Consider the following 24,170-nt stretch of genomic DNA (forward strand, 5'->3'; position numbering starts at 1 on the left):
AAAACTCACACAAGGACGGAGGAGGACGATATGCAAATACGTATCGCAGAAACTCAAACACCGTTATGGGTGCAAGCCACACAAGTTGTAAGGGATAAATTTCGCAGTTCTTATTCGGCCTCAGTTGAACCGAATCCGCAGTACTTTGCGGTTACTCAGGATCCGGCTGATCGTATTCTTGCCTGCGCAGGTATTACCTTTGCGGATCACCGGATACTTTTTTCCGAGCAATACCTGGCGCAATCTATCGACAAGATATTGTCCCAGCGTTTCGAAAAAACGATTGAGCGCTCGAATATTGTCGAAATCGGCAACCTGATCTCCCATCACCTGACGGCCGGAATGATTCTGGTCAATATGATTCCGTTGTTGGCCTGGTGCATGGGCGGGCATTACCTGTTGTGCACCGTGACGCCTCGTGTACGGCAAATGATGGAGAGTTGCCAGATCGATTTCGAGCCCCTGCTGACCGCAGACCCTACGCGCCTGGCCGACGACGGTGGCAAGAGCTGGGGGAGCTATTACGCCAAGTTGCCCGTCACGGGGTTCATCCGCGTCGACCCACAACGTTCACGCTTCGCCGCCATGACGCTCAATACCTCATTCACTCAATTGGCCGGTGACGATCTGGCGAGGGCGCAGCCATGAGCGGCGGGTTTGTCACTCAGCTACAACGGGCGTTGCAGGACAATCGCCAGGCGGTCTGTGCGGTGGACTGGTTGGCGTCAGGCAAGGAGTCGGTGACGCTGAGCTACGGCGAACTGGAGCACCGAGCCCTTAACCTGGCAGCCGAACTGCAGCGACGTTTCCCTGAGCCGGCCTATGGCGATCATGTGGTGTTGGGCATCGCCACGCGCAACAGCAGCGACTGGCTGGTCGCCGACTTGGCCTGTCTGTTCGCCGGGATCACCGCGCTGCCGCTGCCACTGGCGTTCAGCCAATCCCAGGCCGAACATCTGGCATCCCGTTGCGATGGATTTCTGGTAGATGCGGCAGGGCAGCGAACGCTGGAGCAGCGCTGGAAGTTGAATTTTGCCGACAGTCGCCTGCGCCGCCTCAACGAGCCGGTGATCGAACAACCTTTGCTGCAGATGCCGGACGGTGAGGGTGACTGGATCTGCAAGATCATTCATACCTCGGGCACTACCAGCCGTCCAAAGGGTGTGCGTCTGAGCAACCAGGCCGTCGGCACGGTGCTCGCCTCGCTGCGCCAGAGCATGCCGGTCAATGCGCATCGACGTTACCTGTCGCTGGTGCCCCTGAGCCTGCTGCTTGAGCAAGTCACCGCCGCATACCTGCCGCTGTTGGCGGGCGGGACCGTGCATTTCCTGCCACCGGACGAACCGTTGCTCGGCGAGCCGGGCGCTTCACCGCAACGCCTGGTCGACTGGATCCTGCACGTCCAGCCAACGGCCCTGACGGTTCCTCCGGTCATGGTCAATCGTTTCCTGGAGCAGGTGAACGAAGGCGGTGAGCCGGGCGAGCGCCTGGCGCGCTATCTGGCATCGGGCGCGCACATCACCTGCGGCGGTGCGGCGGTGAGTATCGATGCCCTGCGCGGTCTGACTGAGCAAGGCATCGACGTGTATCAGGGCTACGGCCTTTCGGAGAACGCATCGGTCGTTAGCGTGAACACCTTCGAACAGCAACGTCTTGGCAGTGTTGGCAAGCCGTTGCCCCATGTCCAGGTGCGCATCGGCGCTGACCAGACCATCGAGGTCAAGAGCAGCTCGCTGTTCAGCGGCTACTCGGGCACGGACCCCAGTGCCTGTTCCATGTTGGACGACGGCTGGATGGACACCGGTGACCTGGGCGCGTTGGATGCCGATGGCTACCTTTATGTGCACGGGCGCAAGAAGAACGTGATCTGCCTGCCCAATGGCCGAAACGTCAGCCCCGAGCAGGTTGAGCTGGAGTATCGCAAGTACCCCGGCGTAAGCGATGCAGCGGTGTTTTTCGATGAGCAGCACGGTCTGGTGGCATTGCTGTGCGTCGAGTCGACGCCGGTGCGCGATGAACTGCTCGCCTGGTCGGCGGGGCGTTTCTCCGACATCGAGCGACCGAACCGACTCTGGTTGTTGACCCAGGACGATCCGTTGATCGAGCAGCTCTACACCGTCACAGGGCGGCCGAAACGCGCCGATATCGCCACTGTTTTTTCCACGCAGCAAAGGAATGCATCCAATGAGCACACCTGCTTTTCACTTTGAGAATCCGGACGTCTCCATCATTGAGTCGCGCCACTTCGCCAGCCTGGGCAAGGCTGAGTTGTATGAGCTGCTGGGACATTACGGTGTCGTACTGTTTCGCAACTGTATTCATAGCGCCGAGGATTTCAGTGCGTACGTGAAGCAAAACAGTTCGCGGTTGAGCCTTGACCCAGCCCGGGTCATGGTCGGTGGCGCAGCGCAATTGGTGGATGCCGGGCGCCAGGCGGTCGGCCTGCATTGCGAAAATGGCAACTCGCCGTTCTGGCCGGACATGACCTGGTTCTATTGCCAGGAAGCACCGCGCAAGGGCTCGCAAACCACCCTGTGTGACGGCGAACGGGTGCTGGAGAAACTGTCCTCGGACTGTCGCACGTTCTTTGAAGAAAACCCGATTCGCTACAGTCGCACCGTGGCGGGGGAAAAATGGCGCCGACTGGTGTGTCATTACTCGTCAACGTTATCGGATCCGGCGGCCGTCGCGATCGAGGATCTGTTGAAGATCATCGGTGACGACCCGCAAACCCTGATTTCCTTCAACCCGGCCGATGACTCGATCCATTACGCCTTCAGCACGTCGGCGATCCTGACGTCCCCCTTCAGCCGGCGTCCGGCCTTTGCCAACAGCATTCTGGGGCCTTCCTTCAACTACGAGGCACCCGTTATCGATACGGTGGACGGGCAGTCGATTCCTTCCCGATTCCTGGCCGAAATCGCCAAAGTCTCCGCCGATTACACCTGCCCGGTTGGCTGGCGTGACCACGACATGGTGATGATCGATAACCGTCGGGTCATGCACGGTCGGGAAACCATCGTCGACGAGCGTCGGCGCATTTTCAACGCCTTGAGCTATCGCTGAGAGAGTCCATGAAAAACAATAAACAGATTATCGGCGGACAGTACGAGACCTACCTTGACGGTGAGGGTCGGCAGATCATTGACCTGACTGGCGGGTTTGGCTTCCAGGTGCCGCCCGTGATCGAGGCGGTCAACCGTCAGGCGCAGACCATGGGCCTGTCCAATCGGGTGTTGATGTCCGAGCCGCTGATTGCCTTGTGCCGACGCCTGGCCGAGCTGTTGCCCGCACCGCTGGCCAGCTCTTATGTATGCAGCTCCGGCGACGAGGCTTTTGAGGGCGCCTTGAAGTTGTGCAAAGGGCTCAAGCCCAAGGGCAACACCATCGTGTTCATCCAGGGCGGCGACTACGGCTCGCTGACGTACGGGCGCTGCCTCAACGCCGCGCAAGGAGACCTGGGTGTCCAGGCCTTCCTGGGATTCAAGCGGGTGGCGATCCGTCACCTGGCGGACCTGGACGCGGTGGATTGGAGCGATTGCTTCGCGGTCTGCCACAGCAACACCCGCACGGATGCAAACGGCCGGCTGCAGTTGATCGATGCTGATTTGATCGAGCAATTGCATGCTCGCGCGGCAAAAGCCTCGGCGCCCGTCATCGCGGTCGATACCCACAGCTGCCTCGGTAGCCTGGGTTCGCTGTTCGGCTTCCAGCGGTATCGCCCGACTCCCGACATCGTTGTGCTCGGCGGGCCCCTGGGTGGCAGTGCAATTCCCATCGGTACCTATACCTGCAGCGAACACATGGCCTGGCAGGTCTATGGGCGCAGCAGTCCGGCCAAACACGGCAGCACCACCGCCGGTAATCCAATGGCCTGCGTGGCGGCCCTGGCCGTGCTGGATTACGTGCAAGCCCACGACTCGCCCCGGCACTGTCAGGAAAACGGCCAGTTCCTGGCACAAGCTCTCGCGTCATTAGGGGCTGTGGCTGTCGGCGCCTGGGTCAGCTTGCCGCTGGCCGATGATCTGCAACCGGCCGTGCTGTGCGAGGCGCTTTACCAGCAGGGTGTCTATGTCAGTACGCCCCGTGGCCGCGAAGTGATTTTGCGCTGCCCGATCACCGCACGCCCCGAGCAGATCCAACGTGCCGCACTCATCATCAAGGAGACGTTAAGCCATGTCCTTACTCAGGCCGCATGAACAACTGCTGGATGACTGCCAGCGCCACTGGAGCGCGTCGGCGGCCAAGTTGTATCGCCTTGGCAAGACCACTGTCGAGCAGCAGGCTGATGGCATCCACGTCACCGACCACACCGGCAAGCGTTTCATCGACTGCGCGTGCAGCTACGGGGTGTTTATCGTTGGGCATCGCAATCCAATGGTGCGTGAGCGGGTGCAGGCGCAACTGAATAAAATGGCCTGGGTGCCGGAAGGCCGGCGCCACCCGCTGCAGGACACCTTGTCCGAGCGGCTTTGCCAGTTGGTGCCGGGGGAGTGGGGCGATGTGCAATTCATGGTCTCGGGGGCCGAGGCCGTCGAGCAGAGCCTGCGCTATGTGCTGCAGATCCAGCCCCAACGGCGTGGCATCGTGGTGATGAGCGGCTCCTACCACGGCAAGACCCTGGCGGCGATGAGCATCCTGGGTCAGCAGCAGAACCATGCTAGCTATGGTATCGCCCCCCCTGACGTGACCTGCGTGCCCTACGGTGATTTCGCCGCGTTGCAAAAAGCCGTGGGCGAGGGTGTGTGTGCGGTGTACGTCGAGCCGATTCTGGGCGGGGCACATTTGCAGGTGCCGCCAGTGGGCTACATGGCCAATATCCGGGCCCTGTGCGACGCCACCGGCACCCTGTTGGTGGCCGATGAAATCCAGACGGGTTTCGGTCGCTGCGGCAAATGGTTCGCCGTGCAATACGATGACGTGGTGCCCGACATCATGATCCTCTCCAAGGGCTTGACCGGCGGCTACACCTCGTTTGCCTGCGCCATGTACAGCCAGCGCCTGGCCACCCAGTACCCCCTCGGCGATATCGAGCCGGATACGCGAACCAACGGCGGACATCCGGTCGCCTGCGCTTCGGCACTCGCGGCCATCGATTACATCGAGCAAAACAACCTGGTGGAGTTATCCCGGGTCAACGGCGGCGTGTTGCGCCACGGCCTGCAACGGCTGGCCTTGCGTTATCCGCACATTGTCGAGGATGTGCCGGGTGTCGGCTTGATGACGGGCCTGCGCCTGCGTGGCTCGGTCTATGAAGCCTTGATGAGCATGGAACTGGGCAAGCGCGGTGTGCATGCCGGGCATTCGATGAATGAAAAGGCCGAGCGTCCGGTGCTGCGCTTCTATCCGCCGTTGAATATCGAACCCGAAGCGTTGCGTCATGTCCTGGCGATGATCGAGGAGGCCCTGGAAGCCATCAACCAGCGTCCGGCGCTGGCGGTGAAGGCGTTTTCCCTGGTAGTGCGCAATATGTATCAGTTGCCCAACAAGTGGTTGCGCAGCAAGGAGGCATCGTGAGTATGTTCAACCCCGACACGCTGACTTTGCGGGAAATGGCCGGTCTGTTGCGCCGGGGCGTGCTGACCAGCGTGACGTTGCTGGAGTTCTACCTGCAGCGCATCGCCGAGCGTAACCAGCAGATCAATGCATTGATCCAACTGACGCCGGTCGAGGAACTGCGGCGCCAGGCCCGTGAGGCTGACGAGATGGCGCGCATCGGTCAGATCAGCGGTCCGCTGCATGGCATTCCCATCACGATCAAGGACGTCCTCCATGTTCGCGGATTCAAAATGTCCCGCGGCGTGGAGGAGCTGATGGGTGGTGTCAGCCAGGAGGACGCGACGACTGTCGCCCGACTTCGGCAAGCCGGCGCGATCATTCTGGGCATCAGCAATGTGCCGGAGCTGTGCATGGCCTTTGAGACCGAGAACCTGATCTACGGGCGCACCCTCAACCCCCACGATCCGCTCCGCTCGGCGGGAGGCAGCAGTGGTGGGGAGGCGGCCGCCATCGCCGCCGGGTGCTCGCCAGCGGGGCTGGCGTCCGATGCCTGCGGCAGTGTGCGGATTCCGGCGCACTTCAATGGTATCTGCGGCCTGAAACTGACCCAGGGACGGGTGCCGCTGACCGGCCAGTTTCCCAATGACCGTTCCGGACTGTTTCATATGACCTCGGCTTTTGGCGTGATGGGGCGCTATGTCGATGACCTGGCGCTGCTCGGTCCGCTGATCAGTGGTGCCGACGGCCATGATCCGGACACCGTCGATGTGCCGTTCGCCGCCAGCGAGCCCCTGGCCGACCTGCGTATCGCGCTGTTTTCGGCGTCGAACCGAACCCCTGTCAGCGCTGCGGTGAACCATGTGCTGCAGCAGGTCGAACGGTGCCTGAGCCCTGTGGTGTCGCAGGTGAGCGAGGTCGCGCCGCCGATGCTCGACGAAGCCTGCGATGTGCTGTGGCGGGTGTTCATCACGGGCGCCGATGCCGGACGTGGCTGGCGGCGTTTGTTCGAATCCATGAACAAACGCAGCTTTACCCCGGCTATCGCTCAGTTGCTGGACATGAGTGAAGCCGTGGAATTGAGTGTGGATGAAGTCAAGCGCGACTGGATCATGATCGATACCTTCCGCTATCAGTTGGCGAAGTTCTTCAAACAGCACGATTTGTTTATCTGTCCGGTCTTTCCGGATGTCGCGTTCCACCACGGGGAGTCCCTGGAGGACCGCGATCAGTATGCCTTCGTGTTCCCGTTCAGTCTCAGCGGCTCACCCGCGGTGGTAATCCGCGCCGGCGTCGACCCGTCCACCGGGATGCCCATCGGCATTCAGATTGTCGGGCCTCACTGGCAAGAGGAACGGTTGTTGGCGGTAGCGGCTTTCCTTGAACGGGAGCTGGAGCGTTGGAGCCCGGTTTCGCCTCGCCCGGCATCGACGTACTGAGGGGGCTCAAGCCGTAACGGTTCTGGCGTTACGGCTGCTGACCACCAGTGCCAGCATGCCGCCCCCCACCAGCGCGGCGCCGATGATCTCGATCATCATCGGTTGCTGCCTGAGCCAGAACCAATTCAATAGGGTGACGAACAACGTGTTGAGGTAGACGTAGGAAATCACCGTGGAGGGCGAGATCACCCCGATGGCCCGGTGCAGCAGCCAGAACGTGGCGAGGGTCCCGAACAAGGCCAGGTACACCAGCCAGCCGATGTCCAGCGTTGACAGTTGCAGGCCGCTGCGCCACCCACCGCTGACCAGGCAGAACACCAGCAAAAACAGCGAACCGAACAGCATGTTCCAGAACGTCATCGCCACCGGATCGCGGCCTCGCAACGCGGTCGCCTTGAAGCGTTGACTCAGCGGCGAATACAACGCCATCGCCAGGCAACCGGCACCGAACACCAGCACCGGATAGAGCGCCGGCATCTGTCCCGGGGCCGAGCCCTTGAGTGTCAGCAACACTGCACCGGCTGCCGCCACCAACATGGGGAGCAGGCGGGTCTTGAGGCTGGGACTGGGCAGCAGGAATACCTCGAAAAACAAGGTCATCAAGGGCACCAGCGTGTACAACGTCGCGGTGTTGACCGCTGAGGTATAGCGCAGCGCTTCGAACAACGAACCAAAATAAGTTGCCAACAGCAGGCCGAGCACGGCATGGGCCAGCAGGCCCCTGACGGAAATGGGCGAGGTATTTTTCAGGAGCAGTAGCGGCAGGAACATCAGTGCGGAAAACAGCAGCCGCAGGCCTGTGAGCAAGATCGGGTCGATCGTCTTGCTAACCTGGGCCGCGGCAAAGAATGACGAGGCGATCAGCATCGCCCAAATAAGCATGCCCCAGTGAGCGGCAGCAAAGCCGACGTTTTTCATCAAGGTCTTATTCCTGTATTGCGGATCGGAACGTCATGATGGACAAAACGGTCTGCCGTCATGGGTGAATTGTCAAAACCGGGGCTGCATCCAATGCAGCCCCGGGCACGAGTGGCTGGTCTTCGTCGACTAACTGATGTGCCGCGCGTATTGCTTGGGATTGAAGCGCAGGACCATCAGGAGCATCAGCGCCATGACGGCCGTGAGCGACCACCAGGCCCATTCGAAGCTGCCCAACTGATCGCGAATCATCCCGGCAATCAATGGCGAGAGCCCAGCGATCAGGTAGCCGATGCCTTGCACGAACGCGGTCAGGCCGCCGGCCCGTCGTGGGTTGTCCAAGTGGTCGAGGGACACGATCAAACTCATTGGAAACAGGCCGCCGATGCCCAGACCCAACAGGCAAGGCCACAACAGGCTGAAGCGTTCCGGACTGAGGATCAGGCCACAGAAGCCGCTTATGATCAGGACCAGTAACACGGCGAGCACCACGCGCTTGTCCTGGCTGCGGTTGGCAATCGCCGGGGTGACGAGGCCGGACAGCACTTCCATGGCCGTGAGGAACCCCAACAGCAGGCCCGCGTGTTGTTCACTCCAACCCTTCTCCACGTAGTACGGGGCCAGCCAGGCCAATACACAGGTGTAGGAGGCGGTGCCCAGGCCGAAGAAAATCGCCAGTAACCAAGCTCGGGAATTGCTGAAGAATGACTCTTGCTGCTGGACAGGGGTTTCAGGCAGCGGTGTCACGGCTGCGCGCTGGGCGTACCAGCAACCCAGGGCGACCAACGCTAGCAGTGCCCAGATGGCCAGGCCGATGCGCCAGCTGCCGGTCTGCGACAGGACAAACGGCGAAAACGACGCGGCAATCGCCGCCCCGCCCATGATCGACGTGACATACAGGCCCATGAACAGTGAGACGTTGTCGGCGTAGCGCGACTTGATCAGCGCCGGCATCACCGCCTGGATGAGCGCAATGCCGAGCCCGGCCAACACCGCGCTGATGATCAGCTCGGCGGCGCTGTCCAGGTACAAGCGCGATGCGGTGGCAATACCAATGATCAACAGCGACAGCACGATGGTGCGGTGCTCCCCGATGCGCAGGGCGATGCGCATGCCCAGGAACATCGCCAAGCCCATCGCCATGACCGGCAACATGGTCAGCAGCGAGGCGGTGCTGAAACTCAGGGGGATCTCGCCGCGAATGGCGGATAACAGCGGTCCGACGGCGGCCATCGAGGGCCGCAGGTTCAGCGCCACCAACACGATGCTGACCATTAACCAGACGGCATGGGTGCTTGAGGTTCGAACGTTTTCCATAACAGAGCCTTGGCTAAAACAAAGCATCATTTATGCGTCGGTACGGTGTTTTGGGCAAACTGAAAACTGGCGGTGCTTATTGAATAATTAAATGCCGAGCCCGGTTGATCTTTTTGGCGTGGGAGCCAGTTCCCTCGCTACGGATTCAGTTGGGCGTTATAAGGGGGCCAGCGTGCCCCCGACTACTCCATTCCAGGGCTCAAGGTCCCCAGCCAAGCCACCCCCCCCAGGATGATCACCGCCACAGAGAACTCCAGGACTATGCTGCGCCGCAGGGCATTCACCGCGACCCCGTGCTCGCCGCTCTGCCGGGCATTTTCCAGGAGTGGACTCAGATGAAAACGGTTCAACGCGGCGAACACCAGCATGGCCGCGAACAAGACGAGCTTGAGCGCCAGCAACTGGCCGTAGGTGCTGTCGAGCAATTGCGCGACGCTCGGGCCGACGATGAACAGATAATTGACCACCCCCGTCACGCTGATCAGCACCACGATCATCGCCCCGGCGGTTTCAAACCCGGTCAATGTCCGGACCAGTATCGCCAACTGAGGTTCGGCCTGGCGAAGCAGCAGGGCAAACGCGGCCAATGCCCCGACCCAGCCACCCGCCGCCCACAGGTGCAGGAAGTCGGTGATGAAGTGCCAGTTACGACGGGAGCCTTCGTCCATGGCGCCGTGGCCTGCCCAGGCCAGCGTCGCCAGCGCCACGGCCCCGCCCAGTGTGACCAGGCTTAGGCTGGCGGTCGGCCAACGCTGATTGAGCGTCACGGCGAAACCGGCCAGCAACAGCGCGGCCATGCGCAGCGTCCACGTCAGGCCGACATCGGTCTGCACTACCAGCATTTCTATGTGCGGCCACAGCTCGCTCCACTCCGAAACGCCGCTCATGGCCCAGGCCATGCAGGCCATGGCGGCCAGAGAGAGCAACCCGCCCAGCAGCGCCGAGATCAGCAGCAGCGGCACGAAAGGCAACTGCACCCCTGAGGCCCGCTCCTGGCCTCGCAGGCTATAAAGGCCAAACGCGGCCAGACCGAACAGCAACATCAAATCCAGGTACAGGGCAAAACGCAGCGCAATGTTGATCAAGTCGCTCATCAACTCACTTCACCTTGAACGTGACGTTGCCGGTGATCGGATGAGTGTCGGACGACACCGCACGCCACTGGACCTGATAGGTACCGGCGGAGAGGGGGGCGTTCGGGATAATGACCATGGTTTTCGGGTCATCGCTGCCGGAGACCTTGGCTGGCATGGGCATGGGCGAATGCGCCGCCATGCCGGGCATCTCGGTCATCGTCAGCTTGGCGCCGGAGAACTTGGTCATCAGGATTTCGGAAAAATGCAGCTCGATTTTTGCCGGTGCCGCGCCGTCTGCGCCTTCGGCAGGGCTAGAGGACAGCAGTTTCGGGTGAGCCTGGGCCAAGGCACTGACCAACAGGCCGGTGGACAAGGCGACAGCAACAACAGCGGTTTTGATGAATGACATGCAAGGACTCCTACAACTTGGTTCTTGGTTTTTAGTGAGGCAGGTCAGCGGCTCAGAACCACATGCGCAGGCCCAGCACCAGGCGCGCTTCGCTGCGGTCTTCGCCTTCTTGTCGGGCGTAATCGGCGGTGTTGCCGTAGACGCGGTTCCAGGTGACGCCAATGTAGGGCGCGAATTCGCGGCGTATTTCATAACGCAGTCGCACGCCGAGTTCGGTGTCTGACAACCCTGAGCCGACACCACGGGTGGGATCGTTCTTGCCATAGAAGTTGACCTCGGCGGTGGGCTGCAGGACCAACCGATTGGTCAGCAAGATATCGTAGTCACCTTCCAGGCGCGCTGCGCTCTGGCCACCTTCGCCGATGAACGCAGTGGCTTCGGCTTCGAAGTTGTACAGCGCCATGCCTTGCACGCCGAAGGTGGCCCAGGTTTGCGGGTCGCCCGGCTTGAAGTCCTGGCGTACGCCGGCCACCACGTCCCACCAAGGACTGATGGCGTGGCCCCATAGGGCTTGAAGTTCCGCCTCTTCGGTCTTGCCGTTGAGGCGTTCACCTTCGGAGCGCAGCCACAAACGGTCGATGTCGCCACCGATCCAGCCGGAGGCGTCCCAGCTCAGGGCGCTGCCGTCATCGGCGTCCTGCCACTCCAACTGGTCGATGAGGAAAAACGAATTGATGGCGCTGTCATGCACCGCGTGTCCGCCACGATCCTCGTAGACGGCGGCGCGGTCGGCGGCGGTCAGTTCCGGGATCGGCGTGCGGCTGCTGGTCGGCGCTGATTGCATGGTTTCCATGCCCTGCATCGAATCCATGCCTTGCATCTGGCTATGGTCCATCCCGGGCATCTGGTTGTGATCCATGCCTTGCATGTCGTTGCCCGCCGCCCAGGCCGAGGGGGTGGCACCGAGGGTCAGGCCGGCAATGAGTGCCATGGGGTATTGAAAAACAGTGGTCATGGTCGGCTCCTCATTCCTGCACCCGAACTTCACGGAACATCCCCATCTCCATGTGAAACAGCAGATGACAGTGGTACGCCCAGCGTCCGAGGGCATCGGCCGTGACGCGGTAGCTGCGCTTGGCGCCCGGTGGCACGTCGAGGGTGTGCTTGCGCACCATGAATTGACCGTTCTCATCCTCCAGGTCGCTCCACATGCCGTGCAGGTGGATGGGGTGGGTCATCATGGTGTCGTTGATCAGCACGATGCGCAGTCGCTCGCCATACTTGAGCAGCAGCGGCGCCGCGTTGGAAAATTTCACGCCGTTGAACGACCAGACGAATTTCTCCATGTGCCCGGTCAGGTGCAGCACGAGCGTACGGCCTGGCTCGCGGCCGTCGGGGTCGGGGAAGGTGCTGCGCAGGTCTGAGTAGGTCAGCACTTTGCGGCCGTTGTCGCGCAGCCCCATGCCCGGGTCGTCGAGTTTGGGCTTGACGCTCATGGCCTGCATGTCCACCAGGGGGTTGTCTTTCACGGTGTCGGGGGGCGACAGCATACCGTCCATGCCTTGCATGGCGCCGTGATCCATGCCGGTCATGTCGTCCATGCCCTGCATCGAACCGTGGTCCATACCGCTCATTTGCCCCATGCTGCCGTGGTCCATGTCACCCATGCCCATGTCGTCCATGGTCACCAATGGCCGCGGGTCCAGGGGCGGCACTGGCGCCGACAGCCCGGCCCTGGCCGCGAGGGTGCCGCGGGCGTAGCCGGTGCGGTCCATGGACTGGGCGAACAGGGTGTAGGCCTCCTGGGTCGGCTCGACGATGACGTCATAGGTTTCGGCCACGGCGATCCGGAACTCATCGACACTCACCGGTTTGACGTATTGGCCGTCGGAGGCCACCACCGTCATCTTCAAGCCGGGAATGCGCACGTCGAAATAGCTCATGGACGAGCCGTTGATGAAGCGCAGGCGAAGACGTTCGCCAGGCTTGAACAGGCCGGTCCAGTTCATGTCCGGCGCCTGGCCGTTCATGAGGTAGGTGTAGGTGGCACCACTGACGTCGGCCAGGTCGGTGGGATTCATCTTCATCTCAGCCCACATCTTGCGGTCGGCCACGGTGCTGGCCCAGCCGTTCTTGCCCACATCGTCGATGAAGTCGCCGACGGTGCGTTTGTTGTAGTTGTAGTAGTCCGACTGTTTCTTGAGCTTGCGCATGACGGCGCCGGGGTCTTCATCGGTCCAGTCGGTGAGCATCACCACGTAGTCCCGTTCGTACTGGAAGGGCTCCGGTTCCTTGGCATCGATCACCAGCGGGCCGTAGACCCCGGATTGTTCCTGGAAACCGGAATGGCTGTGGTACCAGTAGGTGCCGTTCTGCCGGACTTTGAACTGATACACGTACATGCCGTCGGGTTCTATGCCCTTGAAACTCAACCCCGGAACGCCGTCCATGTTGGCTGGCAGCAGGATACCGTGCCAGTGGATGGACGTGGTGTCCCTCAAGCGATTGCGCACCCGCAGGGTCACGGTGTCGCCTTCACGCCAGCGCAGCAGCGGACCGGGAATGCCGCCGTTGATGGTCTGGGCGGTGCGTGGGTTGCCGGTGAAATTGACCGGGCTTTCGCCGATGAATAAGTCGAACTCGGTGCCGCTCAGGACGTTGGGCTGGCCCGGGCCGGTGACTGCCCAGACAGGTGCGCGCCACAAGCCCAGGCCGCCGAGGATGCCGCTGGCAGTCAGGCCCTTTACGAAGGTTCGCCGGGAAGTTTTTGTTTGCATACGATGGAAGTCCGTCAGTCGATTCGCAGCGAACACGGGGGCTGTTCCCTGGTGTCGCTTTGAAAAGAAGATGACATAAGCCAGCGGGGCAGGTGATTACATTTCGGTCAGCTTGCTCCCGCTGGGGCGCACGTCCGGTTCTAGGGTTGGGCACAGGTCAGAATGATCTTTTGCATCGACGGGATATTCTGTAGCCTTGCCGGCTTCACGCTGTCCCGTGCCTGATTGATACCCACTTTCCCGGCGGTACCCGAGTGGTCCGGAGCCGGGTGTATACTCGACTTTCGCGCTAAACGCGCTTGCAGGTCTTGCGAACATGACGCAAATTTCCGAACGCCTTCTGGTCCAAGCCCACCTCGACGCCAAGCAGCCCAAGCCGCTGACCGCCGAGCAAGAAGCCTGGTACCGCGCCGCCATCGCCGCCGAGCTCAAGGCTCAGGACGCGGTGCTGGTCGCGCACTTCTACTGCGACCCGATCATCCAGGCCCTGGCCGAAGAGACCGGTGGTTGCGTGTCCGACTCCCTGGAAATGGCCCGCTTCGGCAATGCCCACCCGGCCAAGACCGTGGTGGTGGCGGGGGTCAAGTTCATGGGGGAAACCGCCAAGATCCTCAACCCCGAAAAACGTGTGCTGATGCCCACTCTGGAAGCCACTTGCTCCCTGGACCTGGGTTGCCCGGTGGACGAGTTCTCGGCGTTCTGCGACCAGCATCCGGAGCGCACCGTGGTGGTCTATGCCAACACCTCGGCGGCGGTCAAGGCCAGGGCCGACTGGGTGGTGACATCCAGTTGCGCGCTGGAGATCGTCGAGAGCCTGATGGACAACGGCGAGACGATCATCTGGGGGCCGGACAAGCACCTGGGCACCTACATCCAGCGCAAGACCGGCGCCGACATGCTGCTCTGGGACGGTGCCTGTATCGTCCACGAAGAGTTCAAGTCCAAGCAGTTGGAGGACATGAAGGCGCTGTACCCGGATGCTGCGATCCTGGTGCACCCGGAGTCGCCGACGTCGGTGATTGAACTGGCGGATGCCGTTGGCTCCACCAGCCAGTTGATCGCTGCGGCCCAAACCCTGCCGAACAAGACGCTGATCGTCGCCACCGACCGAGGCATTTTCTACAAGATGCAGCAGTTGTGCCCGGACAAGGTCTTCATCGAAGCCCCTACGGCCGGCAACGGCGCGGCGTGCCGCAGTTGCGCGCACTGCCCGTGGATGGCGATGAATACCCTGGAACGCACGCTCAAGAGCTTGCAGGAGGGCGCCAACGAGATCTTCGTCGACCCGGCGCTGATCCCCCAGGCGATTCGCCCGCTCAAGCGCATGCTGGACTTCACCCAGGCGGCGCGGATGAAGCTGGCGGGCAATGCCTGATTGTTGGAAGGCTTGAGGCTTTTAAACGGTCTTGAGGCCTATCAAGCTTTTTATGGCAAGGGCGCTTGCTCCCACTCGGCTCTGTAGGAGCTGCCGAAGGCTGCGATCTTTTGATCTTTCGATCTTTCGCTTGAGACTCAAGTGTCTGGGAAAGATCGCAGCCTCGTTTCACTCGACAGCTCCTACACAGCTCCTACACAGCTCCACAGAGCCGAGCGGGAGCAAGCGCCCTTGTGGTGTTCTTATTTGGGCTTCTTGGGAATCCGCACCAACTGCGTATCCGAGTAGATGTCATGCCAACTGCGCTTGCGCTTGTCGAACAGCGCCCAGATGAAACCCAGCCCCACCAGCAGCAATGACGCAATCGATACCACGAACCGTAACAGCGCCTGCCATAGGCTGATGGCCGTGCCATCGGCGTTCTGTACCCGGATGCACCACACTTGCATGCCCAGGGTCTGGCCGTTGTGGGTCCAGAACTTGGCGAAGAAGCCGAACAGCACGAACAGCAGCACGGTGGACAGCAGCGGGTCACCGTCCAGGGCGCCGGCTTCGCTCAGGGCGCGCATTTTTTCTTCGCCGATGATCGCCATCTGGATCATCTTATAGGCACCGCTGGTGACGATCAGCAGCGCTGTGCACAACAAGAAGTCATAAAACATCGCTGCCAGGCGACGGCCCAGGCCGGCGGGAGGAAAGTCGCCCTGGGGAGTGAGCAGGTGTTTCGGCATGACGGCCTCAGCTGAAAAAAGAAGCCATTTTACGGATTTACGCCCATAAAAAAGCCCCTGATATCAATCAGGGGCCTTTTTAGTGTGCGAAAGCCTTAGGCTTCGGTTTGAACCTCGTCAGCCTGCATGCCTTTCTGGCCTTGCACGGCAACGAAAGTGACTTTCTGGCCTTCTTTCAGGCTCTTGAAGCCGTTGCCCTGGATGGCGCGGAAATGCACGAACAGGTCCGGACCGCTTTCAGGCGTGATAAAACCAAACCCCTTCTCGTCGTTGAACCACTTGACGGTACCGCTCTGACGTTGAGACATTTTCTTATTTCCTTTGACGCTAACATTGATGACAGCCTCTTTCGCATGAAAGAGTACTGGGGCTGGGTTGCAGGAAAGTAAGAGACGTCGAACGGGATGTAGCGAACTTCATAAGCTACTGCCCAGGTCACGATTCCAAGCGACCCATGCAAACACAGTGACCAAACTCTACGCCAACTACGAATGAAAAAACAACCCCCGGGGAAGCCCGTATTTACTCAGCTTTCAGGCAATTACATACATCGCCAGGCGGGGCCTATTCGATAGGCCAGTTCAATGGTTAACGACTGTTATAAGCGCCATTGAATGTCTAAGGATATGCACCTTTTTATGGCGGTTGCGTTACACATTAGTGCACGTATAACGCAATCGCGTTACTTATAGAAACAGTCAATCAACCGCGGTAGTAGCGTTGTGGGACGAATGGCATTTTGCTTACAAGTAAAGGCACCTTTTTCCCACGCACGATGGCCCAGACTGGCGTATCCAGCGCGACATAGGCGCTGTCCAGGTAACCCATCGCCAACGGACCGCCCAGGGTCGGGCCGAAACCGCCGCTGCACACCGTCCCGATAATCACGCCCGCTTCGTTGACGATCTCTGCGCCTTCGCGCACCGGTGTGCGTTCCTGGGGCAGCAGGCCGGCACGTTTGCGGCGCACGCCGCCCTGTTGTTGGGCGAACACGGTTTCGGCGCCGGGGAAACCGCCAGCGCGGGTGCCGTCGGCACGACGTACTTTGGACATCGCCCACAGCAGGCTGGCTTCGACCGGCGTGGTCTCGGTGTTCATGTCGTGGCCGTAGAGGCACAGGCCGGCTTCCAGGCGCAGGGAGTCACGGGCGCCGAGGCCGATGGCCGCGACTTCCGGCTCGGCCAGCAGGGCGCGGGCCAGTTTTTCCGCATCGGCGGCGGGTACCGAGATTTCGAAACCGTCTTCACCGGTGTAGCCGGAACGGCTGACAAAGCAGTCCACGCCCAGCAGCGTGACGCGCTGGAACTGCATGAAAGTCATTTTCGCCACGTCTGGCGCCAGGCGTGCAAGCACGGTGACGGCAGCTGGCCCCTGCAGGGCAAGCAGGGCTCGGGCTTCGAACAGTGGCTCGATGCTGCACTGCGCGCCAATGTGGGCACGTAGGTGGGCCAGGTCCTGGTCCTTGCAGGCCGCATTGACCACCAGGAACAGTTCGTCGTTGCCCAGGTTGGCCACCATCAAGTCGTCAAGGATGCCGCCGTTGTCGTTGGTGAACATGGCGTAGCGCTGCATGCCCACCGGCAGGTCGATGATGTCCACCGGCACCAGGGTTTCCAGGGCCTTGGCGGCGCCGGCGCCAGTCAGGCGGATCTGGCCCATGTGGGACACGTCGAACAGCCCGGCCTGATCGCGGGTGTGCTGGTGTTCCTTCATCACGCCCAGAGGGTATTGCACCGGCATGTCGTAGCCGGCGAACGGCACCATGCGGGCGCCGAGTTCGAGGTGCAGCGCGTGCAGCGGGGTCTTCAGCAGTTGTTCGGTGGACATATCAGCTCCTGGAAAAAATGTAGAAGTGAGGCAAGCGCATCAGCATTCGATGATGTTGACCGCCAGACCGCCGCGGGCGGTCTCCTTGTATTTGCTTTTCATGTCGGCACCGGTCTGGCGCATGGTGCGGATGACTTTGTCGAGGGAGACGAAGTGATGCCCGTCGCCGCGCATGGCCATGCGCACCGCGTTGATGGCTTTCACCGAGCCCATGGCGTTGCGCTCGATGCACGGCACCTGCACCAGGCCGCCGATCGGGTCGCAGGTCAGGCCAAGGTTGTGTTCCATGCCGATCTCGGCGGCGTTTTCCACTTGCTGCACGCTGCCGCCCAGCACCTCGCACAGGGCGCCGGCGGCCATGGAGCAGGCCACGCCCACTTCACCCTGGCAACCGACTTCGGCGCCGGAGATGGAGGCGTTTTCCTTGTACAGGATGCCGATGGCGGCGGCGGTCAGCAGGAACCGCACCACGCCATCCTCGCTGGCCCCGGGGATAAAGCGCATGTAGTAATGCAGCACGGCCGGGATGATGCCCGCCGCCCCGTTGGTCGGTGCGGTGACGACGCGCCCGCCATAGGCGTTTTCTTCGTTGACCGCCAAGGCATACAGGTTGACCCAGTCCAGCACCGACAGCGGGTCGCGCAGTGCGGCTTCCGGGTTCTTGCACAGCTGGCGGTGCAACGCCGCGGCCCGGCGCTTGACCTTCAGCCCGCCTGGCAGAATCCCTTCGTTGCGACAGCCCGCCGCCACGCAATCCTGCATCACCTGCCAGATTTTCAGCAGGCCGGCGCGGGTCTCGGCTTCGGGGCGCCAGGCGCTTTCGTTAGTCAGCATCACCTGGCTGATGGACAGCCCATAAGTGCTGCAGTGGCCCAGCAGGTCCTTGGCACTCTTGAACGGGAAGGTCAGGGGCGTGGCATCTTCGACGATGCGGTCGGCGCCAGCCGCGTCTTCATCCACGACAAAGCCGCCACCGATCGAGTAGTACTCGCGGCTGCGTACTTGCAGCCCTGCGGTATCGAAGGCGCGGAAGATCATGCCGTTGGGGTGAAAGGCCAGCGGCTTGCGGATCATCGCCAAGTGCAGCTTTTCATTGAATTCGATGGAGTGTTCGCCGAGCAGGTTCAGGCGACCGCTGCTGCGGATCGCTTGCAGGCGGGCGTCGACGGTTTCGGTGTCCACGGTGTCGGGATGCTCGCCTTCCAGGCCCAGCAGCACGGCCTTGTCGCTGCCGTGACCCTTGCCGGTGGCGCCGAGCGAGCCGTAGAGCTCGACTTTGACGCTGGTGGTGCAATTGAGCAAGTCATCGCGACGCAGCCCCTCGGCGAAACGGGCAGCGGCACGCATCGGGCCGACGGTATGGGAGCTGGAAGGGCCGATACCGATCTTGAACAGGTCGAACACGCTTAACGACATGGTGTTTCTCCGGTTTCTTTTTATGAGGATCGACGGTTTAAAGTCGGGCATAGATCCTTGTGGGAGCGAGCCTGCTCGCGATAGCGGAGTGTCAGGCAACATCTCTATTGGCTGTTACGCCGCTATCGCGAGCAGGCTAGCTCCCACAGGGGATTCGGAGGGCTGGCAGATCGCCCTCCGTTCAGGTCAAGCGTAGCTTTCGATCGACGGGCAGGCGCAGATCAGGTTGCGGTCGCCGAACACGTTGTCGACCCGGCCCACGGGCGGCCAGTACTTGCCCTCGACCAACGAGGCCACCGGGTAAACCGCCTGTTCGCGGCTGTAAGGGTGGGTCCACTCGCCGACGATTTCAGCCGCCGAGTGGGGGGCGTTTTTCAGTGGGTTGTCGTCTTTGTCCAGGCTGCCGTTTTCCACCGCGCGGATTTCTTCGCGGATGCAGATCATGGCGTCGCAGAAGCGGTCCAGTTCTTCCTTGGACTCGCTTTCGGTCGGCTCGATCATCAACGTGCCGGCCACCGGGAACGACATCGTCGGGGCGTGGAAGCCGAAATCGATCAGGCGCTTGGCCACGTCATCGACGCTGATGCCGCTGCTGTCCTTGAGTGGGCGCAGGTCGAGGATGCATTCGTGGGCTACCAGGCCGTTGCTGCCGGAGTAGAGCACCGGGTAGTGCTCTTCCAGGCGACGGGCGATGTAGTTGGCGTTGAGGATCGCCAGTTGCGAGGCGCGCTTGAGGCCGGCTCCGCCCATCATGCCGATGTACATCCAGGTGATCGGCAAGATGCTCGCGCTGCCGAACGGCGCCGCGCACACCGCGCCTTCCTTGCGTTCCATGTTGGCGTGGCCCGGCAGGAACGGTGCCAGGTGCGACTTGACGCCAATCGGGCCGACGCCCGGGCCGCCACCGCCGTGGGGAATGCAGAAGGTTTTGTGCAGGTTCAGGTGCGACACGTCGCCGCCGAACTTGCCCGGGGCGCAGAGGCCGACCATGGCGTTCATGTTGGCGCCGTCGATGTACACCTGGCCGCCGTTGTCATGAATGATGCCGCAGATTTCGCGGATGCCTTCTTCGAACACACCGTGGGTGGACGGGTAGGTGATCATCAGCGCGGCGAGGTGTTCGCGGTGCTCGATAGCCTTGGCCCGCAGGTCTTCGATGTCGACGTTGCCGCGGGCATCGCAGGCGGTCACGACCACGCGCATGCCGGCCATGTGGGCGGTGGCCGGGTTGGTGCCGTGGGCCGAGGACGGGATCAGGCAGATGTCGCGACGATCGTCGCCACGGCTCTGGTGATAGGCGCGGATCGCCAGCAGGCCGGCGTATTCACCCTGGGAACCGGCGTTGGGTTGCAGGGACACCGCGTCATAGCCGGTGGCGGCGCAAAGCATGGCCTCCAGCTCATCGGTCAGTTGCTGGTAGCCAGCACTCTGCTCGGCCGGGGCGAACGGGTGCAGGGTGCCGAACTCGGCCCAGGTCACCGGGATCATTTCGCTGGCGGCGTTGAGTTTCATGGTGCAGGAGCCCAGCGGGATCATGGTGCGATCCAGGGCCAGGTCCTTGTCGGCGAGTTTGCGCAGATAGCGCATCAGTTCGGTTTCGGAGTGGTAGCGGTTGAACACCGGATGGCTGAGGATCGCCGATTGGCGCACCAGCTCGGCCGGGATATGGCTTTGCACGCTGGCGGCCAGTGCCGCGAAGTCCGGTAGCGCCTTGCCGTCGGCCAACACGTTCCACAGGGCTTCGACGTCAGCCTGGCTGGTGGTCTCGTCCAGGGACAGGCCCAGGCGTTCAGCGTCCACGACACGCAGGTTGATGCGCTGTGCGCGGGCCTTGTCGTGCAGGGCGGCGGTTTGCGCGCCGGTGTGCAAGGTCAGGGTGTCGAAGAAGCTTTCTTGCTCGACGCTCAGGCCCAGCGCGCCCAGGCCCTTGGCGAGGATCGCGGTCAGGTGATGGATGCGATTGGCAATTTGTACCAGGCCCTTGGGACCGTGGTACACGGCGTACATGCTGGCGATGTTGGCCAGCAGCACCTGGGCGGTGCAGATGTTGCTCGTGGCTTTCTCGCGGCGGATGTGTTGCTCGCGGGTCTGCATCGCCAGGCGCAGGGCCGGCTTGCCGAAACGGTCCACGGAAACGCCGACCAGGCGGCCCGGCATATCGCGCTTGAAGGCATCCTTGGTGGAGAAGTACGCCGCGTGCGGGCCGCCGAAGCCCAGTGGTACGCCGAAGCGCTGGGCACTGCCGATGGCCACGTCGGCGCCGAATTCACCTGGCGGGGTCAACAGGGTCAGGGCCAGCAGGTCCGCGGCAACCGCCACCAGGGCATTGGCGGTGTGGAAGCGTTCGGTCAGTTCGCGGTAGTCGAACAGGTCACCGTTGCTGGCCGGGTATTGCAGCAGCGCGCCGAAGAAGCTGCTGACGTCGCTCAGTTCGCGCTCATCGCCTACCACGACGTCGATGCCCAGGGGCTCGGCACGGGTGCGCAGCACGTCGAGGGTCTGCGGGTGGCTGTGTACGGAGGCGAAGAACGCGTTGCTGCCCTTGTTCTTGCTCAGGCGCTTGCAGAAGGTCATGGCTTCGGCGGCGGCGGTGGCTTCGTCGAGCAAGGACGCGTTGGCAATCGGCAGGCCGGTGAGGTCGCTGATCAAGGTCTGGAAGTTCAACAACGCTTCGAGACGGCCCTGGGAGATTTCTGGTTGATACGGGGTGTAGGCGGTGTACCAGGCCGGGTTTTCCAGCAGGTTGCGCAGAATAGGCGCCGGCGTATGGCAGTTGTAGTAGCCCTGGCCGATGTAGGTCTTGAACAGTTGGTTCTTGGCGGCGATCGCCTTGATCGAGGCCAGAGCATCGGCTTCGCTCTGGCCGTCGCCCATGTCCAGCACGCTGGTGCCCTTGATGCTTTCTGGAATGACGCTGGCGCTCAGGCTCTCCAGGGAGTCGTAGCCCAGGCGCTCGAGCATGGCTTGCTCGTCGCTGGCACGCGGGCCGATATGGCGGGCAATGAATTCGTTGGCAGTGCCGAGATTAACGGTCATGTGGCGCTCCTCAGGCTTGGGCGTTGGCTTTGATCAGGCGGTCGTAGGCGTCTTGATCCAACAGCTTAGCCACTGCGTCGACGTCGGTCGGTTTAAAGCGGAAGAACCAGCCTTCGCCCATAGGATCTTCGTTGACCAGTTCCGGGCTGCTGTCGAGGTTGCCATTCACTTCGAGCACTTCACCGTCCAGTGGCATGTACACACCGCTGGCGGCCTTGACCGACTCCACGGTGGAGGCTTCGGCGCCTTTTTCATAGGCTTGCAGTTCAGGCAGTTGCACAAAAACCACGTCACCCAATGCGTTCTGCGCGAAAGCGGTAATGCCTACGGTGACGCTGCCGTCGGCTTCGGTGCACAGCCATTCGTGATCTTCAGTGAAACGCAACTCGCTCATGGAAACTCCTGGGGCCAGATTCGTCTGGTGGACGCGAAGAAAGGCGCGGGGCTTGGCCCGGCCGAATGCTAATACCCATAGCAAGAATGCGGCCAATGTTAATAATTGCTTACATATCAATGGTTTGGCTGGTTTTGTCGAAGCTTGGATCGACTTCGCTGTAGCGAAATCGCTACAGCTGGGAGGCTGGAAAAAATCGTTGTGGGATCAAAGCCTTGCGCAGCGCTGCTTAGCGATGAGTGTAGCGATATCGTTCCGCTGTAGCGCTTTCAGTACAGGTGGATGTCGTTTTTGACGCGATTCTCGACCACAACACAGAACCCAGTGGGAGCGTGCTTGCTCGCGATAGCGGTGTGTCAGTCAACCTATGGCTGACTGGGCTACCGTCATCGCGAGCAAGCTCGCTCCCACAAGGGGATTGCGGTGGGCTTATGGCTTGTTGGAAATCCCGTATTTACGCAACCGATGGGCAATCGCGGTGTGGGAGGTTTGCAGGCGGCTGGCGAGCTGGCGGGTGGAGGGGTAGTTGACGTAGAGGCTTTCGAGCAGGTGTTTCTCGAAGGTTTCCATAGCCTGCTCCAGGCTTTCGACTTCCACATCGCCTTGGCGCGCCACGGAGGTGCCGGCGATGTCCAGGTCGCCGATGTCCACCAGGCTGCTTTCGCAGATGGCGGCGGCGCGGAAGATCACATTCTGCAATTGCCGCACGTTGCCCGGCCAGCGGTTGCCCAGCAGGGCCGGGTAAGTGCCGGGGGCCAGGCGGCAGACCGGGCGCTGGATTTGTGCGCAGGCCTGCTGCATGAAATAACGCGCCAGCAGCAGGATGTCCTGGCCGCGCTCACGCAGCGGCGGGACTTCGACGTTGAGCACGTTCAGGCGATAGAACAGGTCTTCGCGGAACGAGCCCTCGCTGACCATTTTCTCCAGGTTGCGGTGGGTGGCGCTGAGGATCCGCACGTTGACCTTGATTTCCCGGTCGCCGCCCACTCGACGGAAGCTGCCATCGTTCAAGAAACGCAGCAACTTGGCTTGCAGGTAGGGCGACATCTCGCCGATTTCATCGAGGAATACCGTGCCCTGGTTCGCCAGCTCCATCAGGCCTGGCTTGCCGCCCCGTTGGGCCCCGGTGAAGGCGCCGGGGGCGTAGCCGAACAGCTCGCTTTCCGCCAGGTTCTCTGGCAATGCCGCGCAGTTCAGGGCTAGGAATGGGGTGCCATGACGGGCGCTGATGGCGTGGCAAGCCCGGGCTACCAATTCCTTGCCGGTGCCGGTTTCCCCCTGGATCAGCAACGGTGCATCCAGCGCCGCGACCCGCAGGGCCCGGGCCTTGAGGGTGCGAATTGCCGGGGACTCGCCCAGCAGCGCGTCGAAGCCTTCGGCGTGATCGTGATGCAGTGCCGACAGGCGTTCGCCGATGCGGTTCGGTTGATACAGCGTCAGCAGCGCGCCGGCGTCGGTGATGGGCGTGGCGTCCAGCAGCAGCGTCTGGCCGTTGAGGGTGATTTCCCGCAGCGGCAAGCGAAAACCGCTCTCCAGCAAGGCGTCCAGCAATGCCTCGTCACCGAACAGCTCGGCCACGCTTTCCCCGGCCGGTTCACGACCGTACAGGGCAATCAGCGCCGGGTTGGCCAGCAACACCTTGCCGGCACTGTCCAGGGCCAGTACCGGGTCGGTCATGGCCGCGAGCAAGGCATCGAGCTGCAAGTGCCGACGCTGACCCGGCAGGATGTCCACCACGGTGACGGCCTGCACGCCGCGCACGCTGAACAGCGCCTCGCGTAACTCGTCGAGCACTTGCGGGCTGAGGGTCGGGGCGTCGATGTAGACGTTGGGCGGCACCATCTCCACCGCATCCAGATTGAGATTGCGCCCACCGAGCAAGGCCAGGACTTCCTGGGTGATGCCGACGCGGTCGATGAAACTGACGTGGATACGCATGGGGCGGTTTTGGGTTCTGGAGTGCGGAGGGTGGCCAGTATGCCTTGGGGCGGGCTATTGGTGAAATCCTGGTCATACACT

At 61.8% G+C, this 24,170-nt stretch carries 20 protein-coding genes; 7 read left to right on the forward strand and 13 right to left on the reverse strand.

Features of this window, described 5'->3' with window-relative positions:
* Window positions 1–30: 30 nt before the first annotated feature.
* Genes AACY31_RS09230 through AACY31_RS09255 form a run of 6 tightly spaced genes read left to right on the forward strand, consistent with a single transcriptional unit; the run spans window position 31 to window position 6,935 of the window.
* Complete coding sequence (locus AACY31_RS09230) at window positions 31–648, forward strand: thermostable hemolysin (RefSeq protein WP_339475519.1); 618 nt, start codon at window positions 31–33, stop codon at window positions 646–648.
* Window positions 645–2,210, forward strand: coding sequence for an AMP-binding protein (locus AACY31_RS09235; RefSeq protein ID WP_339504358.1), 1,566 nt, complete (start codon window positions 645–647; stop codon window positions 2,208–2,210). Before AACY31_RS09230 ends, AACY31_RS09235 begins: the two co-directional genes overlap by 4 nt.
* Window positions 2,185–3,066 (forward strand): TauD/TfdA family dioxygenase, encoded by an 882-nt coding sequence (locus AACY31_RS09240; protein ID WP_339475515.1) that lies wholly within the window; start codon window positions 2,185–2,187, stop codon window positions 3,064–3,066. The genes AACY31_RS09235 and AACY31_RS09240 overlap by 26 nt, the downstream gene beginning before the upstream one ends.
* 8 nt (window positions 3,067–3,074) lie before the next feature.
* The gene (locus AACY31_RS09245; protein WP_339504359.1) at window positions 3,075–4,199 is read left to right on the forward strand and encodes an aminotransferase class III-fold pyridoxal phosphate-dependent enzyme; all 1,125 of its coding nucleotides are present in this window, start codon (window positions 3,075–3,077) and stop codon (window positions 4,197–4,199) included.
* Window positions 4,177–5,517, forward strand: coding sequence for an aspartate aminotransferase family protein (locus AACY31_RS09250; protein ID WP_339475513.1), 1,341 nt, complete (start codon window positions 4,177–4,179; stop codon window positions 5,515–5,517). Before AACY31_RS09245 ends, AACY31_RS09250 begins: the two co-directional genes overlap by 23 nt.
* A gap of 2 nt (window positions 5,518–5,519) precedes the next feature.
* Window positions 5,520–6,935, forward strand: a complete 1,416-nt coding sequence (locus AACY31_RS09255; RefSeq protein ID WP_339475717.1) for an amidase — start codon at window positions 5,520–5,522, stop codon at window positions 6,933–6,935.
* A 6-nt stretch (window positions 6,936–6,941) separates the two neighbouring features.
* Here the strand turns inward: AACY31_RS09255 and AACY31_RS09260 are convergent, their stop codons facing one another.
* The 6 genes from AACY31_RS09260 to AACY31_RS09285 all read right to left on the reverse strand — a co-directional run bounded on the left by AACY31_RS09260 (window position 6,942) and on the right by AACY31_RS09285 (window position 13,372).
* Window positions 6,942–7,853: a DMT family transporter gene (locus tag AACY31_RS09260; RefSeq protein WP_339504361.1), complete on the reverse strand. Its 912-nt coding sequence runs from the start codon at window positions 7,851–7,853 to the stop codon at window positions 6,942–6,944.
* A 129-nt stretch (window positions 7,854–7,982) separates the two neighbouring features.
* Window positions 7,983–9,170, reverse strand: coding sequence for a cyanate transporter (locus AACY31_RS09265; RefSeq protein WP_339475511.1), 1,188 nt, complete (start codon window positions 9,168–9,170; stop codon window positions 7,983–7,985).
* A gap of 182 nt (window positions 9,171–9,352) precedes the next feature.
* Window positions 9,353–10,264, reverse strand: a complete 912-nt coding sequence (copD, locus tag AACY31_RS09270; protein ID WP_339475509.1) for a copper homeostasis membrane protein CopD — start codon at window positions 10,262–10,264, stop codon at window positions 9,353–9,355.
* Window positions 10,265–10,268: 4 nt separating this feature from the next.
* Window positions 10,269–10,655, reverse strand: a complete 387-nt coding sequence (gene copC / locus AACY31_RS09275; protein WP_339475508.1) for a copper homeostasis periplasmic binding protein CopC — start codon at window positions 10,653–10,655, stop codon at window positions 10,269–10,271.
* 52 nt (window positions 10,656–10,707) lie between these two features.
* Window positions 10,708–11,610 carry a copper resistance protein B gene (locus AACY31_RS09280; protein ID WP_339492028.1) on the reverse strand — a complete coding sequence of 301 codons (903 nt, stop codon included), beginning with the start codon at window positions 11,608–11,610 and terminating at the stop codon, window positions 10,708–10,710.
* Between the two features lie 10 nt (window positions 11,611–11,620).
* Window positions 11,621–13,372, reverse strand: a complete 1,752-nt coding sequence (locus AACY31_RS09285; protein ID WP_339475504.1) for a copper resistance system multicopper oxidase — start codon at window positions 13,370–13,372, stop codon at window positions 11,621–11,623.
* A 316-nt stretch (window positions 13,373–13,688) separates the two neighbouring features.
* On the opposite strand from AACY31_RS09285, the gene nadA reads away from it, so the two are divergent.
* Window positions 13,689–14,747, forward strand: coding sequence for a quinolinate synthase NadA (gene nadA, locus AACY31_RS09290; RefSeq protein ID WP_003205010.1), 1,059 nt, complete (start codon window positions 13,689–13,691; stop codon window positions 14,745–14,747).
* Window positions 14,748–14,989: 242 nt separating this feature from the next.
* Here nadA and AACY31_RS09295 read toward each other — a convergent pair whose 3' ends face one another.
* The 7 genes from AACY31_RS09295 to AACY31_RS09325 form a co-directional block, all read right to left on the reverse strand.
* A complete protein-coding gene (locus tag AACY31_RS09295; RefSeq protein WP_339475502.1) occupies window positions 14,990–15,478 on the reverse strand; it encodes an RDD family protein in 489 nt (162 codons plus the stop codon).
* A gap of 95 nt (window positions 15,479–15,573) precedes the next feature.
* Window positions 15,574–15,786 (reverse strand): cold-shock protein, encoded by a 213-nt coding sequence (locus AACY31_RS09300; RefSeq protein ID WP_166591775.1) that lies wholly within the window; start codon window positions 15,784–15,786, stop codon window positions 15,574–15,576.
* Between the two features lie 394 nt (window positions 15,787–16,180).
* Complete coding sequence (gcvT, locus tag AACY31_RS09305) at window positions 16,181–17,305, reverse strand: glycine cleavage system aminomethyltransferase GcvT (RefSeq protein ID WP_339475497.1); 1,125 nt, start codon at window positions 17,303–17,305, stop codon at window positions 16,181–16,183.
* 39 nt (window positions 17,306–17,344) lie between these two features.
* Window positions 17,345–18,721, reverse strand: coding sequence for an L-serine ammonia-lyase (locus tag AACY31_RS09310; protein WP_339475495.1), 1,377 nt, complete (start codon window positions 18,719–18,721; stop codon window positions 17,345–17,347).
* Window positions 18,722–18,907: 186 nt separating this feature from the next.
* Complete coding sequence (gene gcvP / locus AACY31_RS09315; protein WP_339504362.1) at window positions 18,908–21,757, reverse strand: aminomethyl-transferring glycine dehydrogenase; 2,850 nt, start codon at window positions 21,755–21,757, stop codon at window positions 18,908–18,910.
* Window positions 21,758–21,767: 10 nt separating this feature from the next.
* Window positions 21,768–22,151, reverse strand: a complete 384-nt coding sequence (gene gcvH, locus AACY31_RS09320) for a glycine cleavage system protein GcvH (protein WP_339475490.1) — start codon at window positions 22,149–22,151, stop codon at window positions 21,768–21,770.
* Window positions 22,152–22,580: 429 nt separating this feature from the next.
* Complete coding sequence (locus tag AACY31_RS09325; RefSeq protein ID WP_339475488.1) at window positions 22,581–24,089, reverse strand: sigma-54-dependent transcriptional regulator; 1,509 nt, start codon at window positions 24,087–24,089, stop codon at window positions 22,581–22,583.
* Window positions 24,090–24,170: the final 81 nt, after the last annotated feature.

It is taken from the genome of Pseudomonas sp. RL_105y_Pfl2_101 (assembly GCF_963970585.1).
Classification (GTDB): domain Bacteria; phylum Pseudomonadota; class Gammaproteobacteria; order Pseudomonadales; family Pseudomonadaceae; genus Aquipseudomonas.